This window comes from Methylobacter sp. Wu8 (assembly GCF_036440755.1).
GTDB lineage: Bacteria > Pseudomonadota > Gammaproteobacteria > Methylococcales > Methylomonadaceae > Methylobacter_A > Methylobacter_A tundripaludum_A.
Genome location: NZ_JAZGVT010000064.1, coordinates 31,205 through 53,373, shown reverse-complemented (window position 1 = coordinate 53,373; position 22,169 = coordinate 31,205). Strand labels below are relative to the sequence as shown.

Sequence of the window (22,169 nt, the reverse complement as noted above, 5' to 3'; positions counted from 1 at the left end):
AGCTCCTGTTTGGGAATGCAGTATTGGAAGCTCCAGCTTCCTGTCACGCGAAGCTGGAGCTTCGTATACCGAGTTCCCAAGCAGGAGCTTGGGAACGAGCGGAGCATTGTATTTTTTCATCCACTGCCGAACAGGCAGTTTGGAGTCTAATATTTAAAATTGTTTGTCCGTAACTTTTATGTGATCCATATGGGAGGGGATTTTTAACCCATACGCATCGCTTATTTTTGAGGTATGGGTTATCAAACGGTTTACCGCCAATGGAATTGTTGAATGAAAAAAGCGAAAAAATTTGCCTTTGTAAACGATGCCGCTGAAAAGGAATATAAAGATTTACCCGATAAAATACAGGATGAATTTGGTAAAGATTTAAGACGCATTCAGTTTGATGAAGAGCCGAAATTACCGGTCACCCATTTGGATAGTATTGGCGCAGGTGTTATTGAATTGAGAAAAAACGGCAGCCCGGCTTTTCGCTGCATTTATGTAGCAAAATATCTGGATACGATTGTTGTGCTACATGCCTTTGTCAAAACTACCAACGGTATTGATCGGCAAGCCATGAAAGCGGCCGATCAACGCTTAAAAGAGTTGCTGGCAGGGATAAAGAAAACTCACTGAATCGCTTTCGCTTTTATGACCATCGTGGCCTTTTGTAATGATGGCATAGTCCAGTTTATTTGAAAGCCGAGCTTATCCAGCATATCAAACAGCGCATCAATGGTGAATTTTTCAATTTTAGCGTTCATTAAATCGGATATGCGGGATTGTTTGACCCCAAGCTGTTTCGCCGCCTGCACTTGTGTCCATTGTTTACTTTCGATTATACGGCTAAGCATGATGGATAAGTCCATTTTCATGACCATTTTACTGGCGGTTTCCGCGTCGTGATTAACATGAAATGGGCTGTCGTAAAATTTTAATGGCATGATGAAAATGTCCGATAGTGACTGAGAATCTATGCCTGCATTATATATAATTTTAGATAATAACATCTAAATTATTGAGCCCGGCTCTTCATCCGTGCTCCATTGGCCCTATCGCGGTTTTTTCCAAAACCCCAATTGATCGCAATAGGCAAAGCGCCGACCTTTCAAAATATCATTCTCATCAATTTGCACGTTGATTTCGCCATAACGCAATGCGGTATTACGCAACGACCAGTTATTTCGTTCGGCCACGTCTTCAAGCAAAGACTGATAATCGCGATAAAGCCACCATCTGGCTTGTGCTTGTTCGCTCAATTTGATCGAGGGATCTATTTTGTATCGGTCTTCAACCGGGTTGTACTGGCCTTGAAGCGATTTCTCGACAAATACCCAATCGTCTTTTGCATCCGGTATCCGGTATAAGGTCTGTTGCGGCTGCTGTTTTCTAAACGGGCTGAGCTGTTGCGGCAGCGCCGTCAGCCACCAATACCCGCTTAGCCAGCCTTGCAGTTGCTCCGGGCCTTGTTTGTGATAAGCGGTAAGCAACTGTTGTATGCAGTAATGCTCCAAATCCGCCAGGCGTTCGGTCTCTTGCAGTTGGGTGTTGCGCTGGATGCGCGGCAAGGCGTTGAGTGAGGTCAACTGATCGGCGGGAATCAGCGTGCTTAAGTCGTGGCTGTCCAGCAGATGGTCTTTGCTTTCATAACCGGGGCGGCAATAGGCAGGGCTGTCATCGGCTTGGATTAACGCTTTCAGGTTGTATTGCAGCAAGGCGATGTTGGCGGTATCGGGCGTTTCGTCCCGGTGCCTGAGCACCCGGCCTGCCAGTTGGATGATCGAGCGGTACGACGAGGGTTCGACCACCGCCCAATCGAAATCGTGATCGCGCCCGACTTCTTCAACCGGCGTCGCCACCAGGATGAACAGCATGTTGGCGGCGTGGCTGTTATCGAGATGTTGCCGGATCAGCGGATGCTCGAAAACTTGCTCTGGGTCGTGGCGTTTTAACACGGCGTCCAGATGCTGTTCCTGATGATGGCGCAGCAACAGCAGTTGTTGGCTGTGGTAAGCCATCACCCGTATATCCATATCGTCGGGCCATTGCGCCTCAGCTAAATATTGAGCCAGCTTGATGCACGGCGGAATGTTCGCGACGCGCACTACGCCGAATGAAACCCGCTTGTTGCTGTGCGGGTCGGGTCTGGCATGGCGGTGGTGAAGCGTGGCGGCGGTTTGTTGTATGACGGTAAAAAATAGCTGTTCGAGGATTTGATCATCGCCGATGCAAGGTTCGGTTTTATCCAGCGCGATAATCTCGGCTTTCCGGCGAACGGCTAATTTGTTTATCTTAAGCCGCTTTTTGCCGGTATAGGCCTGGTGAACCGAGCGGTAGGCTTCTATGTCGCTGTGGGATAGTGGCTCGATGCAGGTTGCAAACTCGTCAATCCAGGCGCAACCGATACGGCCGGCGACGTCGCGGGTCTTGGCAAACAGCTGCCAGCCTTCCCGGTAGGCGTTGAAATAGCCTTCGGCCAAATCGGGCGGAATGGTTGCTGAGGAAATCATCACTTTACGCCCCAACATACCGGCCAGATGAATCAGGCGGCCTATTGCAATCAGGTCGGTTCCGTCGAAATCGTCGATTTCATCAATGACCAAATCGGAAGACATCAGCCGCAAGCAGGGCAATATATAGCGCCCGCCGCGCGTGGTTTCGGTCGCGGGCATCAGGTGGTCGATGGTGCAAGCCAGCACCGGCGCGTAGAGGAATTTCTGCTTGCGCGGGTCGATGTTGCCGCTTCGATCCGTCCACACGGTGCTTAACGCGCTTAAGGTATCATCGGGTATATCGAAATCGATTTCGTTGTCTTCCCATAACTCTTCCGCCGATTCCGAGCCGCCGGGTGGGTCTGCTTGCGTATCTTGCGGTTTATGGTTTTGCGTGTGCAATTCCAGGATTGCCCGCGAGCCGATCAGCACCGCCAGCTCGGAATCGTCCAGGCCGATACGGTCGCGGTATTCGTCTCCGGTTTGCAAGGTCAGGGTGCGCAGGCCCAGCGCCAGCGCGTAACGCAGGCTAGCGCCATCCTTGGACAGCGCCTGCATGATTTTGGCGTTAGCCAGGGTTTTGCCGCAGCCGGTACCGGCCATGTTGACGGTGAAGAAACCGTAACGCTGCCCGCTTAAACCTTGCTCGGTTTTCCAGGCTTTGATTTTGGCTACCGCGTCGTCTTGCCATTGGAAGCGTTTATCGGCGCTTTTTTGCTTTAAGTTTTTCACGTCGTAAACGGCGGGCGGCTCGTCTTCAAACTTGGGCAGCAGATGGGTTGCGGTCAGCGCGTTTTTGGCAACGCCGAGCAAATGCTCGTCCAGTTTTTGCTTGAGCTGTTTGGTTTTACTGTCGGTGTTGGCATACAGCGCCAGAGTGCCGTTCCAGGCCGTGTCGGCCGGCTGCGAGGAATAATGATGATCGCCCAGCATCAGCGAGAGCCGGGCATGATGCAAGACTACGCGCCAGCTGCCGTCGGCCATCGCTTGCTCAAGGCGCGGCAGGCAGGCGATCAGTTTGGCCGACCATTTTTGCAGTTGCTTAAGCCAGGGTTTCGATTGGCTGGGCAGGCCGTTGGGGAAATGGAAACAGGCGTCGGTATTTATATCGTTTTGGTAGCTCCACTTGGCGGTAATCCGCTTAAGCGTCTTTTGCAAGTCTTTAGCCGGTTCGCCCCGCCAGTCGTCTGAGTCATCCCAATTGATCGGCAGTTTATGGTGGGTTACGACCAGCCAGGCGACTAAACCGGCTGCGTTGGGCAAGTCCGTCATGGGATTTTTACTTGGGCTTAACGATTTTAATGCCGACTCGTCTATATCGCCGTCAGCCAAGCGTTTAAGCCATCCGGCGTCTTCCTGTTCGCCGTTGATCAGCGCGGTCAGCAGCATTAGCGATACCCATTCATGGCGCAACGGGTCGGACTGCGGTTTCTTGGATGTCAATTTCTGCTGAAAACAGGCGGACGCTTTGCCCCAGTCGTGAAACAGCGCCGCCAATGCGGTCAAGGCTTTAATCAGCGGCAGGTAATGCCAATCGTTTTCCCACTGGGTGTTGATAACGGTTTTTTTCGTGGTGTTGACCGGCACGATGCCGAGCGCGTTGAATTTACGGCGATTGCCGACTATCCAGACCAGTTCGCTATGGCTGCGGCTGCGGTGCCAATGGCAGGAAACGGCGGTGTTTTTGGAAGCGGTTTTGCGCAGCAGTTTTTTGACGGCGTTTAACCCTTCGTTGGTGATGACCGTTTGCCAAGTGCAATCGCCGATCCGGTTGGCAAACGCATCCAATACGCGGCGGGTTTTGGCTAAGGCGTTTTTCTCGCATTGCGAGACGAAGGTCACCATCATAGTTGGCTGCCTTCTAAACTGAGGGTTTTGACGGCTTCGAACATGAAATCCAGCGCTTTGTGTTGGGTAAAGTTTTGCAGGCATTGCTGGCGAAATTCCTGTTCGCTCATTTGTTCCTTGGCGCAGATAAACGCCCAAGGCAGGATCAGCGCATCTTTTACTAGATCGGCGACATCGAACACTAACGCGCCGCGCCGGGTTTTGCCGTGCATCACCGCAAAGCCGTGGGGTATGCCCAGTACCCATAGCGTGGTTGCGGCCAAGCCATAGGCCAGGTAATTGCCGTGATTCAAAAAGGCGTTGGCGTCGTCTTCGCCTGCATGGTCGCGGGCAAATCCGCCGTGTTGGGTACGGGCGGCGGCTATTTTGTAAAGGCTTTTGGTCAGTTGCGCTTCTACGGTCAGCAGGTCGGTAACGCTGGGGCTGTGGCTTATTTTATCGTTGCAGTTGCTCAGGGCCTTTTCCACGTCGGCATCATCGATATAAAAGCCGTAAGATTGCAGGTCTTTGTCTTTGCGCCAGACCTGCTGCAAATAGTCAATGCGCAACTGTTGGAAGCGTTTGGCGATGGTCAGGCGTTTGTTTTCGTCGAACCAGAACGCCAGCCAGTTTTGGATGTATTCGGTCGGCCGGTATTCGCTCTGCGGCGAAAGCCATTCCACTTCGCCTGCGGCAATCAGCGGTGTGCCGCCGCTGCCGCTGAATCCGATCAATACTCCGGCGGAAGCCAGCATCCTGACGGCGGACTGGGTGATCGATGTACCCATGCCCAGCAAGATGACCGTGGTGTTGGCGATTGGAATGTTCCAGTATTGCTTTTGGTCGTTGTCTTCGGTGAGATACACCACCCGGCCGTCTTTTTGCATGACCCGGCATTTTTCCAGGTAATAAATATTGGCGCGCTTGGAGTGTAATATGGCTTTTAGATCGGTTAATTGTTCCATAATCCTTGGGGCGAGAGTATTGCACAAATCAGGCGTTATAGAACACGGAGGACACTGATCAGGCGGATTTAAACGGATTTGATTTTTTGAAAGCGTTTGTGCAGAACGTGACGAATGATTAAGCTAGCACTTTCTTATGCTTTATGCCGATAAATTTATTTGGTTTCCCTGCCGGTCTTTATCGCCGTTCTGAGTAGCCTGTATTTTCTGCATCAATTCGACTTGCGCCTGGGCGGCCATCGCCGTTGCCGCCGCCGCAACCTGCATATCCGCGCCGGAGGGTTGGGCCGGAGCCAGCGCGGCTCTCCTGATGGTGTCTGCTTTTCGTAGCGTTGCGGCCGGGTCGCCGGAAACCGGTGAGGTGTCTATGCTGACCTCGCCGCCGATGGCATACTGGCTGCCGTCAGGGCCTTGCTGGAATTCAAAACTGGCGCCGCTTACCGCAATGCTGCCTGCCGCAGCCAGATGCGCGGCTTCATGCGCCCTGACTTCGACATCTCTTTGTTTGAGTTCGTTAACGACTTTTATATCGGATTCGGAGAGCTCTCTGGTTTTTTTTGTGTCCGTTGTTTGGGAATCGGCAGGTTTTAACGCGGGGTCTTTTTGAGCGTCCTGATCCTGGCTGTTCGTCGGGGCGACCGGCTGCCGCTGAGAATAATCAGTTGGTTGTGCGGCGAATTTGGTATGGGATACGGAAGAAATCATGATGCACCTTCACATCAGATAAACAATTTTAAGTCTAATAAACAATCATTCAACAGTCTATGGATAAAATTAAAAACAGATAAATTAACGTATAATGCCGCATTTTATCCAATGCGGTTAAGCCGTTCGCGGTGAGCTTGTCGAACCACGAGCGGCTTCACTTAACGGCATTGCTAATTTATCCGGCTGTTTTAGATGTCCACCCCCGATCTTTTTAAGCAACTCACCCATCAGTTAGCGCATTGTCTAAACCAGGACAGGCATGGTTTAAAGCGGCAGTTAGACCGCTGCCGCAGCAAAAAATCCCCGGAAGAATTAACCGCGCTGGCGAGCCGTATCGAACGATCGGTCGCGGCCAGGAACAAGCGCCTTGCCGGCATTCCCGTACTGACATTCCCCGATTTGCCGGTCACCGGCAAAAAAGACGACATCGCCAAACTGATACAGGAAAACCAGGTGGTGATTGTCTGCGGCGAAACCGGCTCCGGCAAGACCACGCAATTGCCGAAGATTTGCCTGTCGATAGGCCGGGGCGCGGCCGGATTTATCGGCCATACCCAGCCCCGGCGGATTGCCGCGCGCACGGTTGCCGACCGTATCGCCGAAGAACTCGGCGAAACTATCGGCAAGTCGGTCGGTTACAAAATCCGCTTTAACGATAAAACCCACGCCGAATCGTTGGTTAAGCTGATGACCGACGGTATTTTGCTGGCCGAATCGCAAAACGATCCTTACCTAAACCAGTACGACACCATCATCATCGATGAGGCGCATGAGCGCAGCTTGAACATCGATTTTTTGATCGGTTACATGAAATGGCTGCTGCCTAAGCGGCCCGATTTAAAGCTGATCATCACCTCGGCGACGATCGATACGCAGCGCTTTTCCGATCATTTCAACAAGGCGCCGATTATCGAAGTTTCAGGGCGCACTTATCCGGTGGACGTGCGTTATCGGCCTATCGTTCCGAAAGAGGAAGCGGACGACGAAAAAGCAACGGATGAAACGGGGGATGAATTGCAAAACGCGATACTCGATGCGGTCGACGAGCTGTACCGGGATTTGCGCGGCGACATATTGATTTTTCTCAGCGGCGAGCGGGAAATCAGGGAGACCGCCGATTCGCTAAAAAAACACCACCCGACCCAATATGAAATCCTGCCGTTGTATTCGAAACTCAGCATCAGCGAGCAGGAGCGTGTGTTCAAGCCCAAGGGCGGCAAGCTGCGCATCGTGCTGGCGACCAACGTTGCGGAAACCTCGTTGACGGTGCCGGGCATCCGTTGCGTGATCGACACCGGCCACGCGCGGATCAGCCGCTACAGTCATCGCAGCAAAATCCAGCGCTTGCCGATCGAACGCATCTCGCAATCTTCCGCCAACCAAAGGGCAGGGCGTTGCGGCCGTGTCGCCGAGGGCATCTGCATCCGGCTATATTCGCACGACGATTATTTGGCGAGGCCTGAGTTTACCGAACCGGAAATCATGCGCACCAATCTGTCTGCGGTTATTTTGCAGATGATTTCGTTAAAGCTCGGCGACATTGAAGACTTCCCATTCATTGAGCCGCCCGAAGACAAGATGATCCGGGACGGAAAAACCGTGCTGCATGAAGTCAACGCGCTGGATAAATCGGGCAAGCTGACCGAAGTGGGCAAGCAGCTGGCCAAATTTCCGACCGACCCGAAGCTTGCCCGGATGCTGATCGCCGCCGCGCATGAGCATTGCCTGACCGAGGTCGCGATTATCGTTTCCGCGTTAAGCGTGCAAGACCCGCGCGAAAAACCCGCCGACAAGATGGCCCAGGCCGACCAAAAACACGCGGCGTTTCGTCATCCCGAATCCGATTTTTTAACGCTGTTAAATATCTGGAATACTTACGAGGACAAGAAAAAACACCTGTCCAACAGCAAGCTGCGCAAATATTGCACCGACAATTTCCTGTCTTACATGAGGATGCGCGAGTGGTTCGACATTCACGCGCAGATCATGCAGGTCGTCAAAGGCGACTTGAAAATGACGCCGAACACCGATGAGGCTAGCTATGAAAAGGTTCACCGCGCGCTGTTACCGGGCCTGCTGTCCAATATCGGTTTTCGCCATGAGCAATACGAATACCTCGGCGCACGGGGACTTAAGTTCTTCATCTTCCCCGGCTCCGGCCTGCATAAGCTCAAACCCAAATGGATCATGGCCGCCGAGCAGGTCGAAACCAGCAAGGTGTATGCGCGCAATGTCGCCAGGATCGAGCCGGAGTGGATAGAGCAATGCGCCGAGCATCTGGTCAAACACAACTATTACGATCCGCATTGGGAGAAGAAAGGTGCGCGTTGCATGGTGTCCTCGCGCACCTTGTTGTACGGCCTGACGCTGCAAGCCGGGCGCAAGATTCCTTACGACCATGTCGATGCCAAAGCCGCGAGGGAGATTTTTATCCGCTCCGCGCTGGTCGATCACGATTACTACAGTAACGCGCCGTTTTATGTCGCCAACCAGAAACTGCTCGAAGAAGTGGGCATGATCCAGCATAAGGGCCGCCGCGTCGATCTGGTCGAGGATGAGCAATGGCTTTATGAATTTTACGACAGCAAACTGCCGCCCGAGGTGGTCAGCGGCGTTACGCTGGATACCTGGCGCAAAACAGCGGAACGCGCCAACCCCCTTATCCTATTTTTAACCAGAGAGGATCTAACGCGTGAGCACGAGGAAGACTATGTCAACGAATGGGATTTCCCGAACACGTTCCCAAGCCAGAGCTTGGGAACGAGGGGCAACCTGACCATCCCGCTGCAATACAGGTTCGAGCCGGGGCATGACGAAGACGGCGTGACCGCGATTATCCCGGTGCATCAACTAAACCAAGTCTCGCAAACGGCTTTCGATTGGCTGGTGCCGGGCTTGCTGGAAGAAAAATGCATCGCGCTTATTAAAGCCTTGCCCAAGAACATCAGGAAGCATTTTGTGCCGGTGCCCGAGACCGTCAAGCAATGTCTTGAAATCGAACCGGACTTTAAAGGTTCGTTGCAGGAATGGCTGGGCAACCGTTTAAAAAAACTGACCGGCGAGGCGATTCCGTTAAATGCCTGGAATACCGAGACCTTGACCGACCACTTGAAAATGAATTTCCGGGTTGTGGACGATCAGGGCCAATTGCTGGATTACGGCCGCGACCTGAAAAAATTGCAGCTCAAGCATACCGCCAAAGCCGGAGACAGCTTCGACCAGATTGCCGCCGACGAACTGAACTACACCGGATGCATCGGCTGGGCATTCGACGACCTGACGGAGACTTACCAGTTTATTCAGAAGGGACAGGCCTTTGTCGGCTTCCCCGCGATCATCGATGAAGGCGATGCGGTCGGCGTGCGTATTTTCGATACCGAGCAAAAAGCAGCAATTCAGCATCAGGCCGGGTTAATGCGCCTGTTTCAGCTGCAACTGCGCAAGGAATGCACTTATGTAACCAAAAATATGCCGAAGTCGGCGGCTGCGGAACTGGCCTATAACCGCTTGCCGAAGCATCCGCTGATCGGCAACGACGAGGAGGTATCGTTTAAAGACGACATGCTGTATTTGATTTTGCACAGCGTATTTGTCGAAAGCCGGACCATCCGCACCCAGCAGGCATTCGAGCAAAGCCTGCAAGCCAATAAATCGGGACTGATCAGCGCCGCCAATGAAGCCGGGAAAATCGCGCTGGAAATTATGGAGCTTTACGGCGCTATCAAAACTCAGCTGAACCGTTTCAATGCGAATGACCCGCTTGCTAAGGACATTAACGAGCAGCTGGACTTGATGATTTATGCCGGGTTCATCCGCAATACGCCTTATCACCAACTCAAAGCTATTCCTCGTTATCTGAAAGCCATCCAATACCGGCTGGATAAACGCGATAATAATCTGCAAAAAGTCCAGGAAGCCAACCGTTATACGACAAGGTATTGGAAGGACCTGGAGAAGAAAGCCAAAAAAGACAAGGTTATCCCGGAACAAGACCCGTTTCGCTGGATGCTGGAGGAATTCAGGGTTTCGTTGTTTGCACAGCAGCTTAAAACCGCCTATCCGGTTTCTGTAAAGCGGATGGATAAGGCTTGGGATGAGAGAGGGTGATTTGTCTAATGTGGGCTACGCTGTGCGTACCTCAGAGCGGATGAGATTGATTTTGGCACAGCAAACCGGATTTTCGAGATCATGATATGATACGTTAGACTTTAAGGTATGTGCAACGTACCCCCTATCGAGCTCATAATTTTGAAATACAAGCCATGCACTAAACGCGATGGCTTAAAATGATTAGGAATAACATATCATGGCCATAATAGTTACGGGTAATACCTCGAATCCAAAAGAAGAAACCAGCTCGGTTCGAGAAAAACGGTTGTTATTTATAGAACGTGTGTTTTGGTTTCTCGGGCCAGCGGCGATCCTTTCTCTTTTCATAATAATAAAAGCAGAACAGTTATTACAAGAAACTTGGAGGAGCGACAACTTCGGATTTATGGACGCTATAGATAATTCAATAAGATGGCTTTTTGCAGATGCAACAGGATCCATTTTTATTGCATTGTTAATAACGATATTCCCATTGTTATACGCACTTATATTTGGAAAATATCCATTAGAAAGTATGCGGAATGCTCGGCTACATAGAACCGAATCAAAACCGTTCACTATTAAGGATGGCGCACCAAATCAAGAAACAACTACGATTAACCAAGCTCAGTCACAAACATCTAAATCACCACAACCGAAGAAAGAAATAGCCCTCCCTTCTTTAGCCCAAGCAGCTGTAACACCTCTAATTTCTGACACGAAAAGCATTATTAACAGTGATTTAGCCTCAAATGATCTTCTAGCTAGATTTGCATCAACCTCTAGGGAGCTTGCTGATGGGATTTACAATCGAGCAGGTGTATATTTGTTGGTTGGTGTAATGGTTGCATTTTCTGGGCTGATTTTCTTTTATATATCCACATCAAATCTTTCTGGCTCTAATAGCGTCACTGCTGATATAAAAACAGTACATTCAAATATTGAAAAAGATGGTATTACTTTGGTAGACACAAACACTGCTTTATCAGGTAGGGCTGTTGATTTGCCGAACAAAGAACCTCAAACAAATCCAGTAGACAATGAATCAACAAACAAGCAAAAAAACACATCGTTGGATCATACTGATATGTATTTGTCGCTTGCATCAAGAATTGGCGTACTTCTATTTATTGAGACCATAGCCTTCTTTTTTCTGCGCCAATATCGAACTGCAATGGAAGAGTTCCGCTACTACGAGGCAGTTAAACGGAGGCGAGAAGAGATGTTGTTTTTATTTAAAACAATGGAAAACTCACCGACTAAGATTGATCCTATGGAGCTGATAAAAATTGGACAGTTTTTTTCAAGCGCAGGAAAGCTATCAAAAGATGAAACCACCGAAATTATTGAGTCGAAGAAGCTTGAAAAGGACGAGTTAGCGATATTGGAGAAGGTTATTGATGCCGTCAAGGAATCAAAAAAAGCATAATTCCAAGTCGGACGGGGTTTTTGCTGGTTCCTCCCCCAAGCGGGACGGGGTTTGCAACCCCGTCCCTAACGTTTCTGCAATGGCTGCGTTAAGCGATCACATTTAATTGCCGCAAAACGTTTCGAACGGGGCAACATGCCCCGTCCGGCTTTAGGAACAAATTTTTCGCTGGTTTTCGCTGGTTCCCAAGCTCCAGCTTGGGAACCCAGTCGTGGAAGCTCTAGCTTCCCGTCCACCATCACCACACAAAGGGGCAGCCATGCCTAGAAGCCGCTATCGCGTCCAATGCAACCCTTGTCCTCACTTCCTAACCGCGACGGTAAATCCTGGCTGCCGTTGCTTACCCGCCCGGAAACCGTAAATATTGTGCTGGACTCTTGGCGTTTTTTTACAGCAGGACTCGGGCTTCCAGCTATACGGTTATGTCATCCTTGCTTACCACCTGCATCTTATCGCCTTATCGCCGCTTTGGAAGATTTAAGCCATGATATGCAACGATTTAAATCTTATACGGCGAAGCAAATCACCGCGCATCTGGAACAATACCGCTCGGTTAAGTTGTTGGAATTGCCGGCGTTCTTCAAGCGTGCTCATAAACAAGAAACTACGCATCAGGTATGGGAAGAAGGCAATCATCCGCAAATCATCGAATCCGAGGCGGTTATGCATCAGAAGTTGGATTACATTCATCAAAATCCCGTGAAACGCGGCTATGTCGATCAACCTGAGCATTGGCGCTATTCCAGCGCACGTAATTATGCCGGACAGGCGGGGTTGATTGAGGCGATAAGGGCGTGGTGAGCTACTCGGGAAGCCGGAGCTTCCACGACTGGGTTCCCAAGCTGGAGCTTGGGAACCAGCTAAAAAATTGAAATACCGCACTTTATATAGTTCCCACGCTCCGAGTGGGAATTCGGTCCGTAACGCTCCAGCGTTGCGAAACAAAACACCTCGGAAGCCGCACAGGTTCCTCCGGGACGCTGGAGCGTCTTTAGCGGGGCAATTCCTGGGTGTAAAAATATCCGTTCAAACCGGTCCAGCTCAGTGTCATCCGTGTTCTATTAATCTTTCTGAAGAGTTACGAAGCCTGACTGCTCAAGTAATCCTCATAATTGCCGTTGAAGTCGACGATGCCGGTTGGCGTTAACTCGATAATCCGCGTCGCCAGCGACGACACGAATTCCCGGTCGTGACTGACGAATATCAAGGTGCCGGGATAATTTTCCAATGCGGTGTTCAGCGATTCAATCGATTCCATATCCAAATGGTTGGTTGGCTCATCCAGCACCATGATGTTGTTTTTTTGCAGGATCAGCTTGCCGAACAGCATCCGGCCTTGCTCTCCACCGGAGATGACTTTAACGGATTTGTTGATGTCGTCCGCGCTGAACAATAAACGCCCCAAGGTGCCGCGTATGGCTTGGTCATCGTCCGATTCCTTGCGCCATTGCCCCATCCATTCGATCAGAGTCATGTCTTCGGCAAAGTCTTCGGCATGGTCCTGGGCGAAGTAACCTACTTCCGAGTTTTCAGACCATTTAACGATGCCGGTATCCGGCGTTAAATCGCCGACCAGCGTGCGCAGCAGGGTTGATTTACCGATGCCGTTGGGGCCGATGACCGCAACGCGCTCGCCGACGGCTACCATCAGGTTCAGGTCCTTGAATAAAGGCTGTTCGCCGTAACCTTTGCTCAATCCTTCGACTTCCAACGCCAAGCGGTGCAGTTTCTTGGTCTGATCGAAGCGGATAAACGGATTAACCCGGCTGGAAGGTTTGACTTCATCCAGCTTGATTTTATCCAGCTGTTTGGCGCGCGAGGTGGCTTGCTTGGCCTTCGATGCATTCGCCGAGAAGCGGCTGACGAAGGTTTGCAGTTCGGCAATCTGGGCTTTTTTCTTCGCGTTTCCGGCCAGCAGCCGTTCGCGAACTTCGGTTACCGCGATCATGTAGTCGTCATAGTTGCCCGGATAAACGCGCAGCTCGCCGTAATCCATGTCGGCCATGTGGGTGCAGACACTGTTCAAGAAGTGGCGGTCATGCGAGATGATGATCATCGTGCAATTGCGCTGGTTCAGGATGTCTTCAAGCCAGCGGATGGTGTTGATGTCCAGGTTGTTGGTCGGCTCATCGAGCAGCATGATGTCGGGATTGGAAAACAAGGCCTGCGCGAGCAAAACCCGTAGTTTCCAGCCCGGCGCCACGGCGCTCATCGGGCCGTTATGCTGTTCCAAGGGAATGTCCAAGCCCAGCAACAATTCTCCGGCCCTGGCTTCGGCGGTATAGCCGTTGTATTCGGCGAACACCGATTCAAGCTCGGCGGCGCGCATGTAGTCGTCTTCGGTCGCTTCCATATTGGCGTAAATCGCATCACGCTCGGACATGGCCGCCCACATCTCGGCGTGTCCCATCAGCACCACGTCCAGCACGCGTTGGTTTTCATAGGCGAATTGATCCTGGCGCAGGTTACCTAGGCGCTCGTTGGGACTGATGCTGACGTTGCCCGCCGACGGCTCCAAATCGCCGCTCAATATTTTCATGAAGGTCGATTTGCCGCAGCCGTTTGCGCCGATCAGGCCGTAACGGTTGCCGTCGCCGAATTTAACCGAGACGTTTTCAAACAGGGGTTTAGCCCCGAACTGCATGGTGATGTTAGCTGTAGAAATCAAGTTTTTGTTCCGAAGATTAAGGGTAAAAGATTGTTGGATTGCAAAAGGATTAATTCACCACGAAGGCACGAAGAGCACGAAGAAAATAATAGAGGAAACTTCGTGTCCTTCGTGTCTCGGCAATTGCTCCTGCTCTACCTCCTGCATCCATGCAGTCGTTCGTGGTGAAAAGTTTTTAAATTAATTAAGCCATGTTTCAGACACTATAGTGGCCGTATTTTGATCATCGCTGACCCAAATCTGCCCGTCCTGGATGCTGATTTGCAGTTGCATGGTGCGCTTTACCATCGGTGCGAGTTGATCGGTGGCTTCCTTAGGCAGGTTAACGACCGTCAGGTTTTTAAAGCGTTCCAGCTTGGGTTTAATCTGATTCCACCAGACCGTATTGCGTCCGCCGTAAGTGTAAATGATGACTTTGTCGGCGCGACTGGAGGCCTTGCGGATGCGTTTTTCATCGGGCATGCCCATATCGATCCACAACTCGATGTCGTCGGTCAGGCTTTTTTGCCAGAGCTCAGGTTCATCATCGGTGCTCAGGCCCTTAGTGAATTGCAGCCTTTCCTCGGCGTTGACCACAAAAGCGAGCAGGCGCGCCATCATCCGCTCCTCGGTTTCCGAAGGATGCAGGGCAATGGTCAGGTTATGTGTTTGATAATAGCCCCTGTCCATGTCTGAAATCTGGCAGTCGGCTTTATAGATGGTTGACTTAAGCGCCATTGAACGGTTTTTTACGGCTTTGAAAAATAAAGCTCTATTCTAACAGGTTTTAGCCCTCGGGTGTTTTACAGTAGCAGCTTATCGTCTATGGCTATAAAACGGCCGGCCGAATTAATCAGCGAGGGTGCGGTCAGCGCCGGGACGCCGTAGACTTCCGTCGTTACGCCGTAAACGCTTCGGGCCTTGTTTAATAACAGATCGAAATCGCCGTCGCCGGATAATAAAACGATCACATCGACCTTGGCGGCATACTCGATTACATCCAGCGTAATGCCGACATCCCAATCGCCTTTCGCGGAACCGTCGCTACGCTGGATGTAAGGCTTCAGTTTGATTTCAAAGCCGATGTTTCTGAGGATCTGCTGGAATCCCTGCTGCTTGCTGTCGCCCTTGTCGATTGCATAAGCAAACGCCGCGACCACTTCCCGATTGGCGGTGGCCTGCATCCAGAATGCCGCGTAATTGAAATGCCGCCGGTAACTTTGCTTGGTGGTGTAATAGATATTCTGTACATCGGCAAAGATCGCGACTTTTTCCATATCCTTATTTAAGGAACGAACAGCAGTAATCGCTAGGAGTTTTAACTTTCATCGTGAACGCCGCATTGGCCGGCACATTGAAAGATTCGCCGCCTTTAACGCTTTGCCATTCCGCACCGGGCAATAACACATCCAGGTCGCCGTCGATGATTTCCATCAGTTCAGGGTCGGCGGTGTTGAAGGTGTATTCGCCGGGCAGCATAAAGCCCAAGGTTTTTGATGAGCCGTCGGCAAACTTGATAGTCCGGCTACTGACATTGCCGCCGAAGTAGACATTGGCTTTTTTGACGACGCTTACGTTATTGAATTCTGACATGGGTTGTCCTTTATGGGGAATGGATAAATAAGGGGCGCAATGATACCAGATTGTCTTGCTTTAGTCAGATGCTGACTGTTACGAATGGAGCGCGCAGCGAATCCGGGGTGCATGGATGTGAAATTTCATGTTGATCAATCACTTGTAAAGCCGGGTTTTCGTTTATGGTGCGTAGCGGGGGGATTACCTGCATTAATCCGTTGCTGGCCCCATTTTTGGCTTGAGCGGTTTCCATATTGTTGTCTGGGGGGCGGTGGCAGTTAAGGCGGTCAATGTGGAATTGGTTTAGGTAAGTCTGATAATCGAGGTTGCTAAAGCGTTTGCCGTCGCTACGGAAAAGCCGCAGCATCGGTCTTTTTGTCTTACGTTTCGACGCTTTATTAATAAAAACCTACTTCTGTTATCATGACCAACAAAGCGGTGCCGTATATTCTAAGTCCAGAGTCCAGATCTTTTCAATCACAGGAAAACAATATGGAAAACACTTCAGGACAAGGCCAGAAAGCAATCGTTCCGGCAGAAATTGACAGGTGGAACTGGGGGGCTTTTTTATTAAACTGGATTTGGGGCGTCGGTAATAACACTTTCATAGCGCTGCTCATGTTTGTTCCCTTGGTAAACTTCATCATGCCCTTTGTGCTCGGCGTGAAAGGCAGCGCATGGGCATGGCGGAATAAAGAATGGGAAAGCGTTGACCATTTCAAGGCGGTCCAAAAAAAATGGGCGTGGTGGTCGGTCATCGCGTATTTGTTTTTTATCGCATCTTTTACCGGCTTGTTCTTTGTGGCAATGATGTCAATTAAAGATTCGGACGCTTTTAAATTGGCCGAATCCCAGTTTGAGAGCAGCCGGCAAGCGGCAGAATTGATCGGAAAACCTTTTTCCACCGGCTTACCGTCCGGGAGCATAGAGGTCTCGGAGCCCGGCGGCAAAGCCACCGTTTCCTTTAGTGTGGAAGGTCCCAAAGGCGAGGGAATTGTCTATTTCGACGCGGTAAAAGAATTGGGACAATGGAAAATCAACAGCCTGATCCTTGAACAAGCGGTTACAGGCAAGCGCACAGATATTAGCCAGTCCGCTATGCCTGCGCCTGTCGAGGAAGCTGTAGACTCCGCTAAAAAGACCGGTTCGGACGAAGCTAATGCAGGTGCTGCTAAAGCCGTAGTCGGGGTGCGCAAGCCTACCGGGGATGTCAATGAGTTCTGGGACAATTTGACCTGGGATGACCTGTCCGCTGAAGAGAAAAAGCTTTGGGCCGTTTTAGGCTGGAATGGCAGGATCTGGGGGTCTGAATCTGAATCCCCGGTTTCTGAGGGTACTTCGTGGAATAAATTAAGCAAGGAAGAGCGAGCGGCGTTAACTTCTTTAGGCTATAACGAAAAATCGTGGAATAAAGAATAGCGGATCGTAGCCCGTGTTTTCACCCTGCAAAATTCTTGGTGAAAACACAAGCCCTTCACTTTAGGCGAACGAACTACGGTTAGTCGAAAGTGGCTGAGGTTTCGCCAGTTTTCTTGTTCCAATGGATAGTGATTTTTTCTTCCTTGCAAAGGTCAATATCCGTCCATTCCACTTCCTCTTTATCATCATAAACAACTTTTAGGTCGTATTTGCAGATTTCATTTTGGCTGGAAAATACTATTTTTGCGTTCTCGCCATCGCCTAAAACGTCCTGTCCCAGCACATCATTTAACCAATCATTCGCATTAGAGCTTGGAGACACGTAAACTTCATCAATGGTGTAACCTGTTTTGTTGACCAAAGTAAAGTCTTGTTGCCCGGCTGCTACGCCCACACCGCTGGCTGCTGAGGCCGCTATAGCGGTTATGCCGACCAAAAACCATTTCTTTATATTTAATGTCCCTTTTTTCATGTCTTATTTCTCTATTAAAGTGGAGTTGAGATCTTGGCGCTGTGCGTAAGGAGAGCGGCCAAGCTTTATGGTTTTCACCGCCCATTTTACAAATTTGTTGTTTGGGCGAGGATGATTGTTAATTAAATAAAATACTTTGTAAACATTTAGCTGAGAACAGTGATATCCCAAATAAGCCGAGAAAAACCCAAAACCTAATTTCTCATTTCCGGCAAGCGTCATGTTTTCCTCACAAACTCCTCGAACGCCCCTAATGCTAGCGGACGGCTAAACAAATATCCTTGATAAGCATGACAGCCGTGACGAAAAAGAAAGTCCCTTTGCGCGACGGTTTCGACCCCTTCGGCAATGACGGATAGGCCCATGGTTTCAGCTAAGGCGACTATCATTTTGGCAATGGCTGCGTCGTTGAGGTCAACCAGGATATCCCTGATAAAGCCTTGATCGATTTTCAACTGATCCAGAGGCAGTTGTTTCAGGTAGTAGAGAGACGAATAGCCGGTACCGAAATCATCCAGCGAGAACCCCACACCTTTGGCTTTCAATGCGGTCATCTTGGTAATGATGTCATCTACATTGGACACCAGCAGACTTTCGGTGAGTTCCATTTTGAGTTTACGCGGATCGGCTCTGGTGCGTTCAAGCACGGCTAGAACTTGATCGACAAAGTCGGTTTGACGGAACTCGCGAGCACTGACATTAACGGCCAATTCAAGATGCGCCGTTTCGTGTCGCTTAGCCCAGGTTGCTAACTGAGCGCAAGCGCTTTCCAACACCCAGTGGCCCAACTGCAGGATCAACCCTGTTTCTTCTGCCAACGGAATAAATTCCGCAGGAGACACTGTGCCGTGCCGGGAGTGCTGCCAACGTACTAAGGCTTCGGCGCCGGTTATCCGGCCTCCATCGTCTACTTGGGCTTGGTAGTAAAGCAGAAACTGTTGTTTCTGTAGACCTCGATACAGATCCGCCTCCAGGCTGGCGCGGGCTGTGAGCGTTGTCTGCATGGTCTGGTCGAAAAAATGCAGGGTGTTGCGGCCTGCTGCTTTGGATTGATACATGGCGATATCCGCCTGTTTCAGCAGCTCATCAGTGCTCCGTCCGTGATCGCTGAACAAAGTGATGCCAATGCTTGGAGTGCTGTGGTGTTTGTGGCCTGAAAGCCGGTAGGGCTGATTCAGCCTAACTAGAATTTTCTCGCCGACAGTCTTGACTTGGATTGCGGCTTCCTGGGCGGTCTTGCTCAAATTTTCAAGCATGATCACAAACTCATCACCGCCCAAGCGGGCGACAGTGTCGCATTCGCGTACACAGGCGGAGAGACGAGCAGCTACTTGTTGCAGCAGTAGATCGCCCTTGTCATGGCCGAGGGTATCGTTTAATGTTTTGAAGTTGTCCAAATCGATAAACATTATCGCGCCGTACATGCCGCTTCGGGTACTGGCCGCTTTGGCTTGTTGCAGCAGGTTCAGCAATAAGCGCCGATTAGGCAATTGGGTAAGCGGGTCGTAGAAAGCCAATTGCTTGATCTCTTCCTCAGCCGCCTTGCGTTCGGTGATGTCGAGATGGGTGCCGACAAAATGGGTGACTTCTCCGGCTGTATCGGTCACTGCGGTGATGGTTAGCCACTTGGGATAGATTTCGCCGTTCTTGCGCCGATCCCAAATTTCTCCCTGCCAAGTCCCGGTGTGGGTGATGCTCTCCCACATCGCGGTATAAAAAGCCGCGTCATGGAGCCCTGATTTTAGTACGCTCATTTTACGGCCTATCGCCTCGTCGGCGGTGTAGCCGGTGGAGTCGGTAAACGTTTTGTTAACCCGCAGAATAACTGAGTTGGAATCGGTGATGACCATCGCTTCATGCGATTCGAATGCTGTGGCGGCAATACGCAGCTCTGCTTCGATCTGTTTTCGTTGCGTGATGTCGCATAATACGCTGGCAATACGGAGGCCATGTTGTGTTTGAATGGGGCTTAAGCTGATTTCCACATCAATTTCGCTACCGTCTTTGCGCAATGCCCGCATCTCTCTACCTGTACCCATCGGTCGTGGGCTGGGGGCGGCAACGAACATGCTGAGTAGCGTCTTATGTCTGGCTCGCAGGTGTTCCGGTAGCAGCATATCAATGGGCTGACCCAGCAATTCGCTATTCGGGTAGCCTAATAACTGTTCGGTATACCGGTTTACCTGGGTAATAGTACCTTGCCCGTCGCAAATTAATATGGCATCCGGCGCGGCATCGAAAACGGCGCGGTGAAACTCTTCGCTGGTTTTTAGGGCTTGTTCGGCTTGCTTGCGTTCGGTGATGTCGGTGGCGATTCCGCAGATAGCGTAAATCTCGCCGGAAATCCGCCGTAGCGGGAATTTGACCGAGATGTAGGTGTGGATGCCGTCGTCGTGAGGCACTAATTCTTCCACTTCCAGGGCTTGCCCCGATTGGATCACCTCTTGTTCGCTGCTGCGGATAGCGTCGGCTATGTCCTGGGGGAATATGTCGTAGGCGGTTTTTCCCTGGATTGTTGCATGGTCAATATGAAAGAGTTCTTCATAAAGCCGGTTTACAAGAATATATCGTCCCGCCACGTCCTTCATGAATATGATCGTGCGCGCATTATCCGTGATCGCGCGCAAGCGGTTTTCGTCTTCAATATGGGTGGTAAGCAGCGCTTGGAAGCCATCGGCCATTTCGTTGAAACTGTCGGCTACCTGGCTAAGTTCGTCTTTGGTGCCGAGATTAACCCGCTCGCGCAGATCACCGCCGGCAAAGGTCCGCGCCGAACGGGCTAGCGATTGAATACTGTCTTTCATCGCGTAATAGCTGCCGGTGAAGAAGTAGCACGCCGCCAGCAACAGTAAGCTAACGGTCCCGATGCTGATGCCGATTTTACGGTTTGCGCGTTCAATGCGATTGTGGATCAGCATGCGCGCTGTCGGCAGCAGAACTTCGTATATCTGCGCGTAATTTCTGTCGATCATCTCCGTTGTGATTTTGAAAAACTCTTTAGGGGATTCGGAAAAATGGCCGGTCAAAATGTCCGAGCGTACAAGGTCGACAATTTTATGCGACGAATCGATGATGTCTTTGCTGGTTTCCGAGAGTTGGGGCTGTGTCCGGCTATTGAATCGGCCCGTTTTAGCGAAATTAATGGACAGGCTATTGAGCGTATCGTCAAGCTGGGCGATCAGGGTGATCAGCGTGTTTTTTTGGTATTCTGAGAGCTGTTTTTTACCCAAGATACCGGCACCGAAAGCGCGGACTTGCCCTAGCCGTTCGAGTGCTCTGGGAAGCTTCCATATGGCAGTGTCAATCAGGTAAGACGAATCGAGGCCGGGGTCAATGGTCAAGGCGTATTCATCCGCAACGGCCATCTCGAAGTTCAGCAGTGCGTCGATTAAATAGGTATGCGCTGCAAAATTTTCTTCTACGGTCCAGTTGACGCCGTCTGCTTGCAGCCTGTTCCAGACAGTCTCAATGCTCCGCCATTCCCCGCCCAGGACCAAATGGGCAGGTAGCAGGTTTTTTAAGGCGTAAAAGGCAGCCGTTGCTTCAATTAACTTTGCGGTGCGCACGGCGCGGAAGTCTTTAATGCCGCCCAAAAATCCTGCTGATAGCCCGCGATGCTGCTGTATAAGCTGAACGGTCATGGAAATGGGCTTAATTAAGGCAATGCCCTCCAACTCCTGTTGCGATGTACGTCTAACCTGATTGAGGCTTTCATAGAGGTTGTGCATTACTACCGTAATGGCAATCAAGTATATCAGCCAAAGTACCGTGAATTTCCATGTATAACTCAGCCTGTTCATCAGAGCGATAGCCGGAGAGAATAGTCTTTTCATGGTTGCTTCACCTGAATGGGTGTTGTTGGGTAATTAAATAACTGCCAACTAAATATTGGTGGTTTTAAACCACGGGTTAGCGTATTTCGTGTGGCTTAAAGCCGGTGCCGGAATAATTGTCAAAAGTTAACCGTTCAGTTCTCTGTTTTAAAAAAGGAGGACGAGTTTTTCAACAACCCTCTGTATCTTCTTTAAACAGGGAATGGACACCTTGCAGCGCGGCTCCGGCATTAGCGATTATGTTTTTTAAATAAAATGCCGATTTGTCAATTCAACTCCACTCTGCTGCAATATCAATTAATACGTTCGTCGTCAATCTAAGAGATAAGGTTTTGCAAAGCCTATCGCTATTAAAATCCCGGTAACGCTCCTGCGTTACAATGCGACAGCGGTCTTTTACCGATTCATGTGAGAGCGATTGATAAAAATAAGGTCTCCATGTCCGGTTAAACCCAGGTTGTGCGCCGCTGCCTTCACGGCGACTGAGATATTGATAGTTAAATAGCCGTCGAAAATTGGATTGGCTGAACGGCTCAAGCACTTGCCGGTTCTCGTGTTGCAAGATTCTTGTGGCTTGTTTAATTCAGGCCAAAAAAAAGCGTCCCCAGACGGAATGCCTGAGGGATTCAGTCTGGTTAGACGCCTTTGTCAATAGAGTTCGCCGTTGAACCAAAATTTTTAGCGGCCCCGCATTGGGGTTTTAATAGAGTTTACAGCAATCGTTATGC

General features: G+C 50.5%; 16 protein-coding genes. 5 read left to right on the top strand and 11 right to left on the bottom strand.

Features of this window, described 5'->3' with window-relative positions:
* The first annotated feature begins 273 nt into the window (after window positions 1–273).
* Complete coding sequence (locus V3O24_RS10480; protein WP_104423519.1) at window positions 274–621, top strand: type II toxin-antitoxin system RelE/ParE family toxin; 348 nt, start codon at window positions 274–276, stop codon at window positions 619–621.
* On the opposite strand, the gene V3O24_RS10475 is transcribed toward V3O24_RS10480, so the two are convergent.
* From V3O24_RS10475 to V3O24_RS10460, 4 genes are all read right to left on the bottom strand, one after another.
* The gene (locus V3O24_RS10475) at window positions 615–929 is read right to left on the bottom strand and encodes a helix-turn-helix transcriptional regulator (protein WP_104423544.1); all 315 of its coding nucleotides are present in this window, start codon (window positions 927–929) and stop codon (window positions 615–617) included. The genes V3O24_RS10480 and V3O24_RS10475 overlap by 7 nt on opposite strands.
* 108 nt (window positions 930–1,037) lie before the next feature.
* Window positions 1,038–4,325: a type I-F CRISPR-associated helicase Cas3f gene (gene cas3f / locus V3O24_RS10470; protein ID WP_331307202.1), complete on the bottom strand. Its 3,288-nt coding sequence runs from the start codon at window positions 4,323–4,325 to the stop codon at window positions 1,038–1,040.
* Window positions 4,322–5,269, bottom strand: coding sequence for a type I-F CRISPR-associated endonuclease Cas1f (gene cas1f, locus V3O24_RS10465; protein WP_331307201.1), 948 nt, complete (start codon window positions 5,267–5,269; stop codon window positions 4,322–4,324). The genes cas3f and cas1f overlap by 4 nt, the downstream gene beginning before the upstream one ends.
* A gap of 141 nt (window positions 5,270–5,410) precedes the next feature.
* On the bottom strand, window positions 5,411–5,974 hold the full coding sequence (locus V3O24_RS10460) for a putative metalloprotease CJM1_0395 family protein (RefSeq protein ID WP_331307200.1): 564 nt from the start codon (window positions 5,972–5,974) through the stop codon (window positions 5,411–5,413).
* Window positions 5,975–6,169: 195 nt separating this feature from the next.
* Here V3O24_RS10460 and hrpA point away from each other — a divergent pair, with 195 nt between their 5' ends.
* The 3 genes from hrpA to V3O24_RS10445 all read left to right on the top strand — a co-directional run bounded on the left by hrpA (window position 6,170) and on the right by V3O24_RS10445 (window position 12,296).
* Window positions 6,170–10,084 (top strand): ATP-dependent RNA helicase HrpA, encoded by a 3,915-nt coding sequence (hrpA, locus tag V3O24_RS10455; protein ID WP_331307199.1) that lies wholly within the window; start codon window positions 6,170–6,172, stop codon window positions 10,082–10,084.
* Window positions 10,085–10,283: 199 nt separating this feature from the next.
* On the top strand, window positions 10,284–11,495 hold the full coding sequence (locus V3O24_RS10450; protein WP_331307198.1) for a hypothetical protein: 1,212 nt from the start codon (window positions 10,284–10,286) through the stop codon (window positions 11,493–11,495).
* 489 nt (window positions 11,496–11,984) lie between these two features.
* Entirely contained in the window at window positions 11,985–12,296 is a 312-nt protein-coding gene (locus tag V3O24_RS10445) for a hypothetical protein (RefSeq protein ID WP_331307197.1), read from the top strand.
* Between the two features lie 277 nt (window positions 12,297–12,573).
* On the opposite strand, the gene V3O24_RS10440 is transcribed toward V3O24_RS10445, so the two are convergent.
* The 4 genes from V3O24_RS10440 to V3O24_RS10425 all read right to left on the bottom strand — a co-directional run bounded on the left by V3O24_RS10440 (window position 12,574) and on the right by V3O24_RS10425 (window position 15,735).
* Entirely contained in the window at window positions 12,574–14,163 is a 1,590-nt protein-coding gene (locus tag V3O24_RS10440) for an ABC-F family ATPase (RefSeq protein WP_331307196.1), read from the bottom strand.
* A 180-nt stretch (window positions 14,164–14,343) separates the two neighbouring features.
* Window positions 14,344–14,880 carry a YaeQ family protein gene (locus V3O24_RS10435; protein WP_331307195.1) on the bottom strand — a complete coding sequence of 179 codons (537 nt, stop codon included), beginning with the start codon at window positions 14,878–14,880 and terminating at the stop codon, window positions 14,344–14,346.
* 65 nt (window positions 14,881–14,945) lie between these two features.
* The gene (locus V3O24_RS10430) at window positions 14,946–15,419 is read right to left on the bottom strand and encodes an NYN domain-containing protein (RefSeq protein WP_331307194.1); all 474 of its coding nucleotides are present in this window, start codon (window positions 15,417–15,419) and stop codon (window positions 14,946–14,948) included.
* A gap of 4 nt (window positions 15,420–15,423) precedes the next feature.
* Complete coding sequence (locus V3O24_RS10425) at window positions 15,424–15,735, bottom strand: pyrimidine/purine nucleoside phosphorylase (RefSeq protein WP_104423510.1); 312 nt, start codon at window positions 15,733–15,735, stop codon at window positions 15,424–15,426.
* A gap of 474 nt (window positions 15,736–16,209) precedes the next feature.
* On the opposite strand from V3O24_RS10425, the gene V3O24_RS10420 reads away from it, so the two are divergent.
* On the top strand, window positions 16,210–17,136 hold the full coding sequence (locus V3O24_RS10420; RefSeq protein WP_331307193.1) for a cytochrome c oxidase assembly factor Coa1 family protein: 927 nt from the start codon (window positions 16,210–16,212) through the stop codon (window positions 17,134–17,136).
* Window positions 17,137–17,215: 79 nt separating this feature from the next.
* Here the strand turns inward: V3O24_RS10420 and V3O24_RS10415 are convergent, their stop codons facing one another.
* From V3O24_RS10415 to V3O24_RS10405, 3 genes are read right to left on the bottom strand one after another with little or no spacing between them, the layout of a single operon-like run.
* On the bottom strand, window positions 17,216–17,608 hold the full coding sequence (locus V3O24_RS10415; RefSeq protein ID WP_258076604.1) for a hypothetical protein: 393 nt from the start codon (window positions 17,606–17,608) through the stop codon (window positions 17,216–17,218).
* 3 nt (window positions 17,609–17,611) lie between these two features.
* Window positions 17,612–17,830, bottom strand: coding sequence for a hypothetical protein (locus V3O24_RS10410; protein ID WP_331307192.1), 219 nt, complete (start codon window positions 17,828–17,830; stop codon window positions 17,612–17,614).
* Window positions 17,827–21,441, bottom strand: a complete 3,615-nt coding sequence (locus tag V3O24_RS10405; RefSeq protein ID WP_331307191.1) for an EAL domain-containing protein — start codon at window positions 21,439–21,441, stop codon at window positions 17,827–17,829. Before V3O24_RS10405 ends, V3O24_RS10410 begins: the two co-directional genes overlap by 4 nt.
* Window positions 21,442–22,169 lie beyond the last annotated feature (728 nt).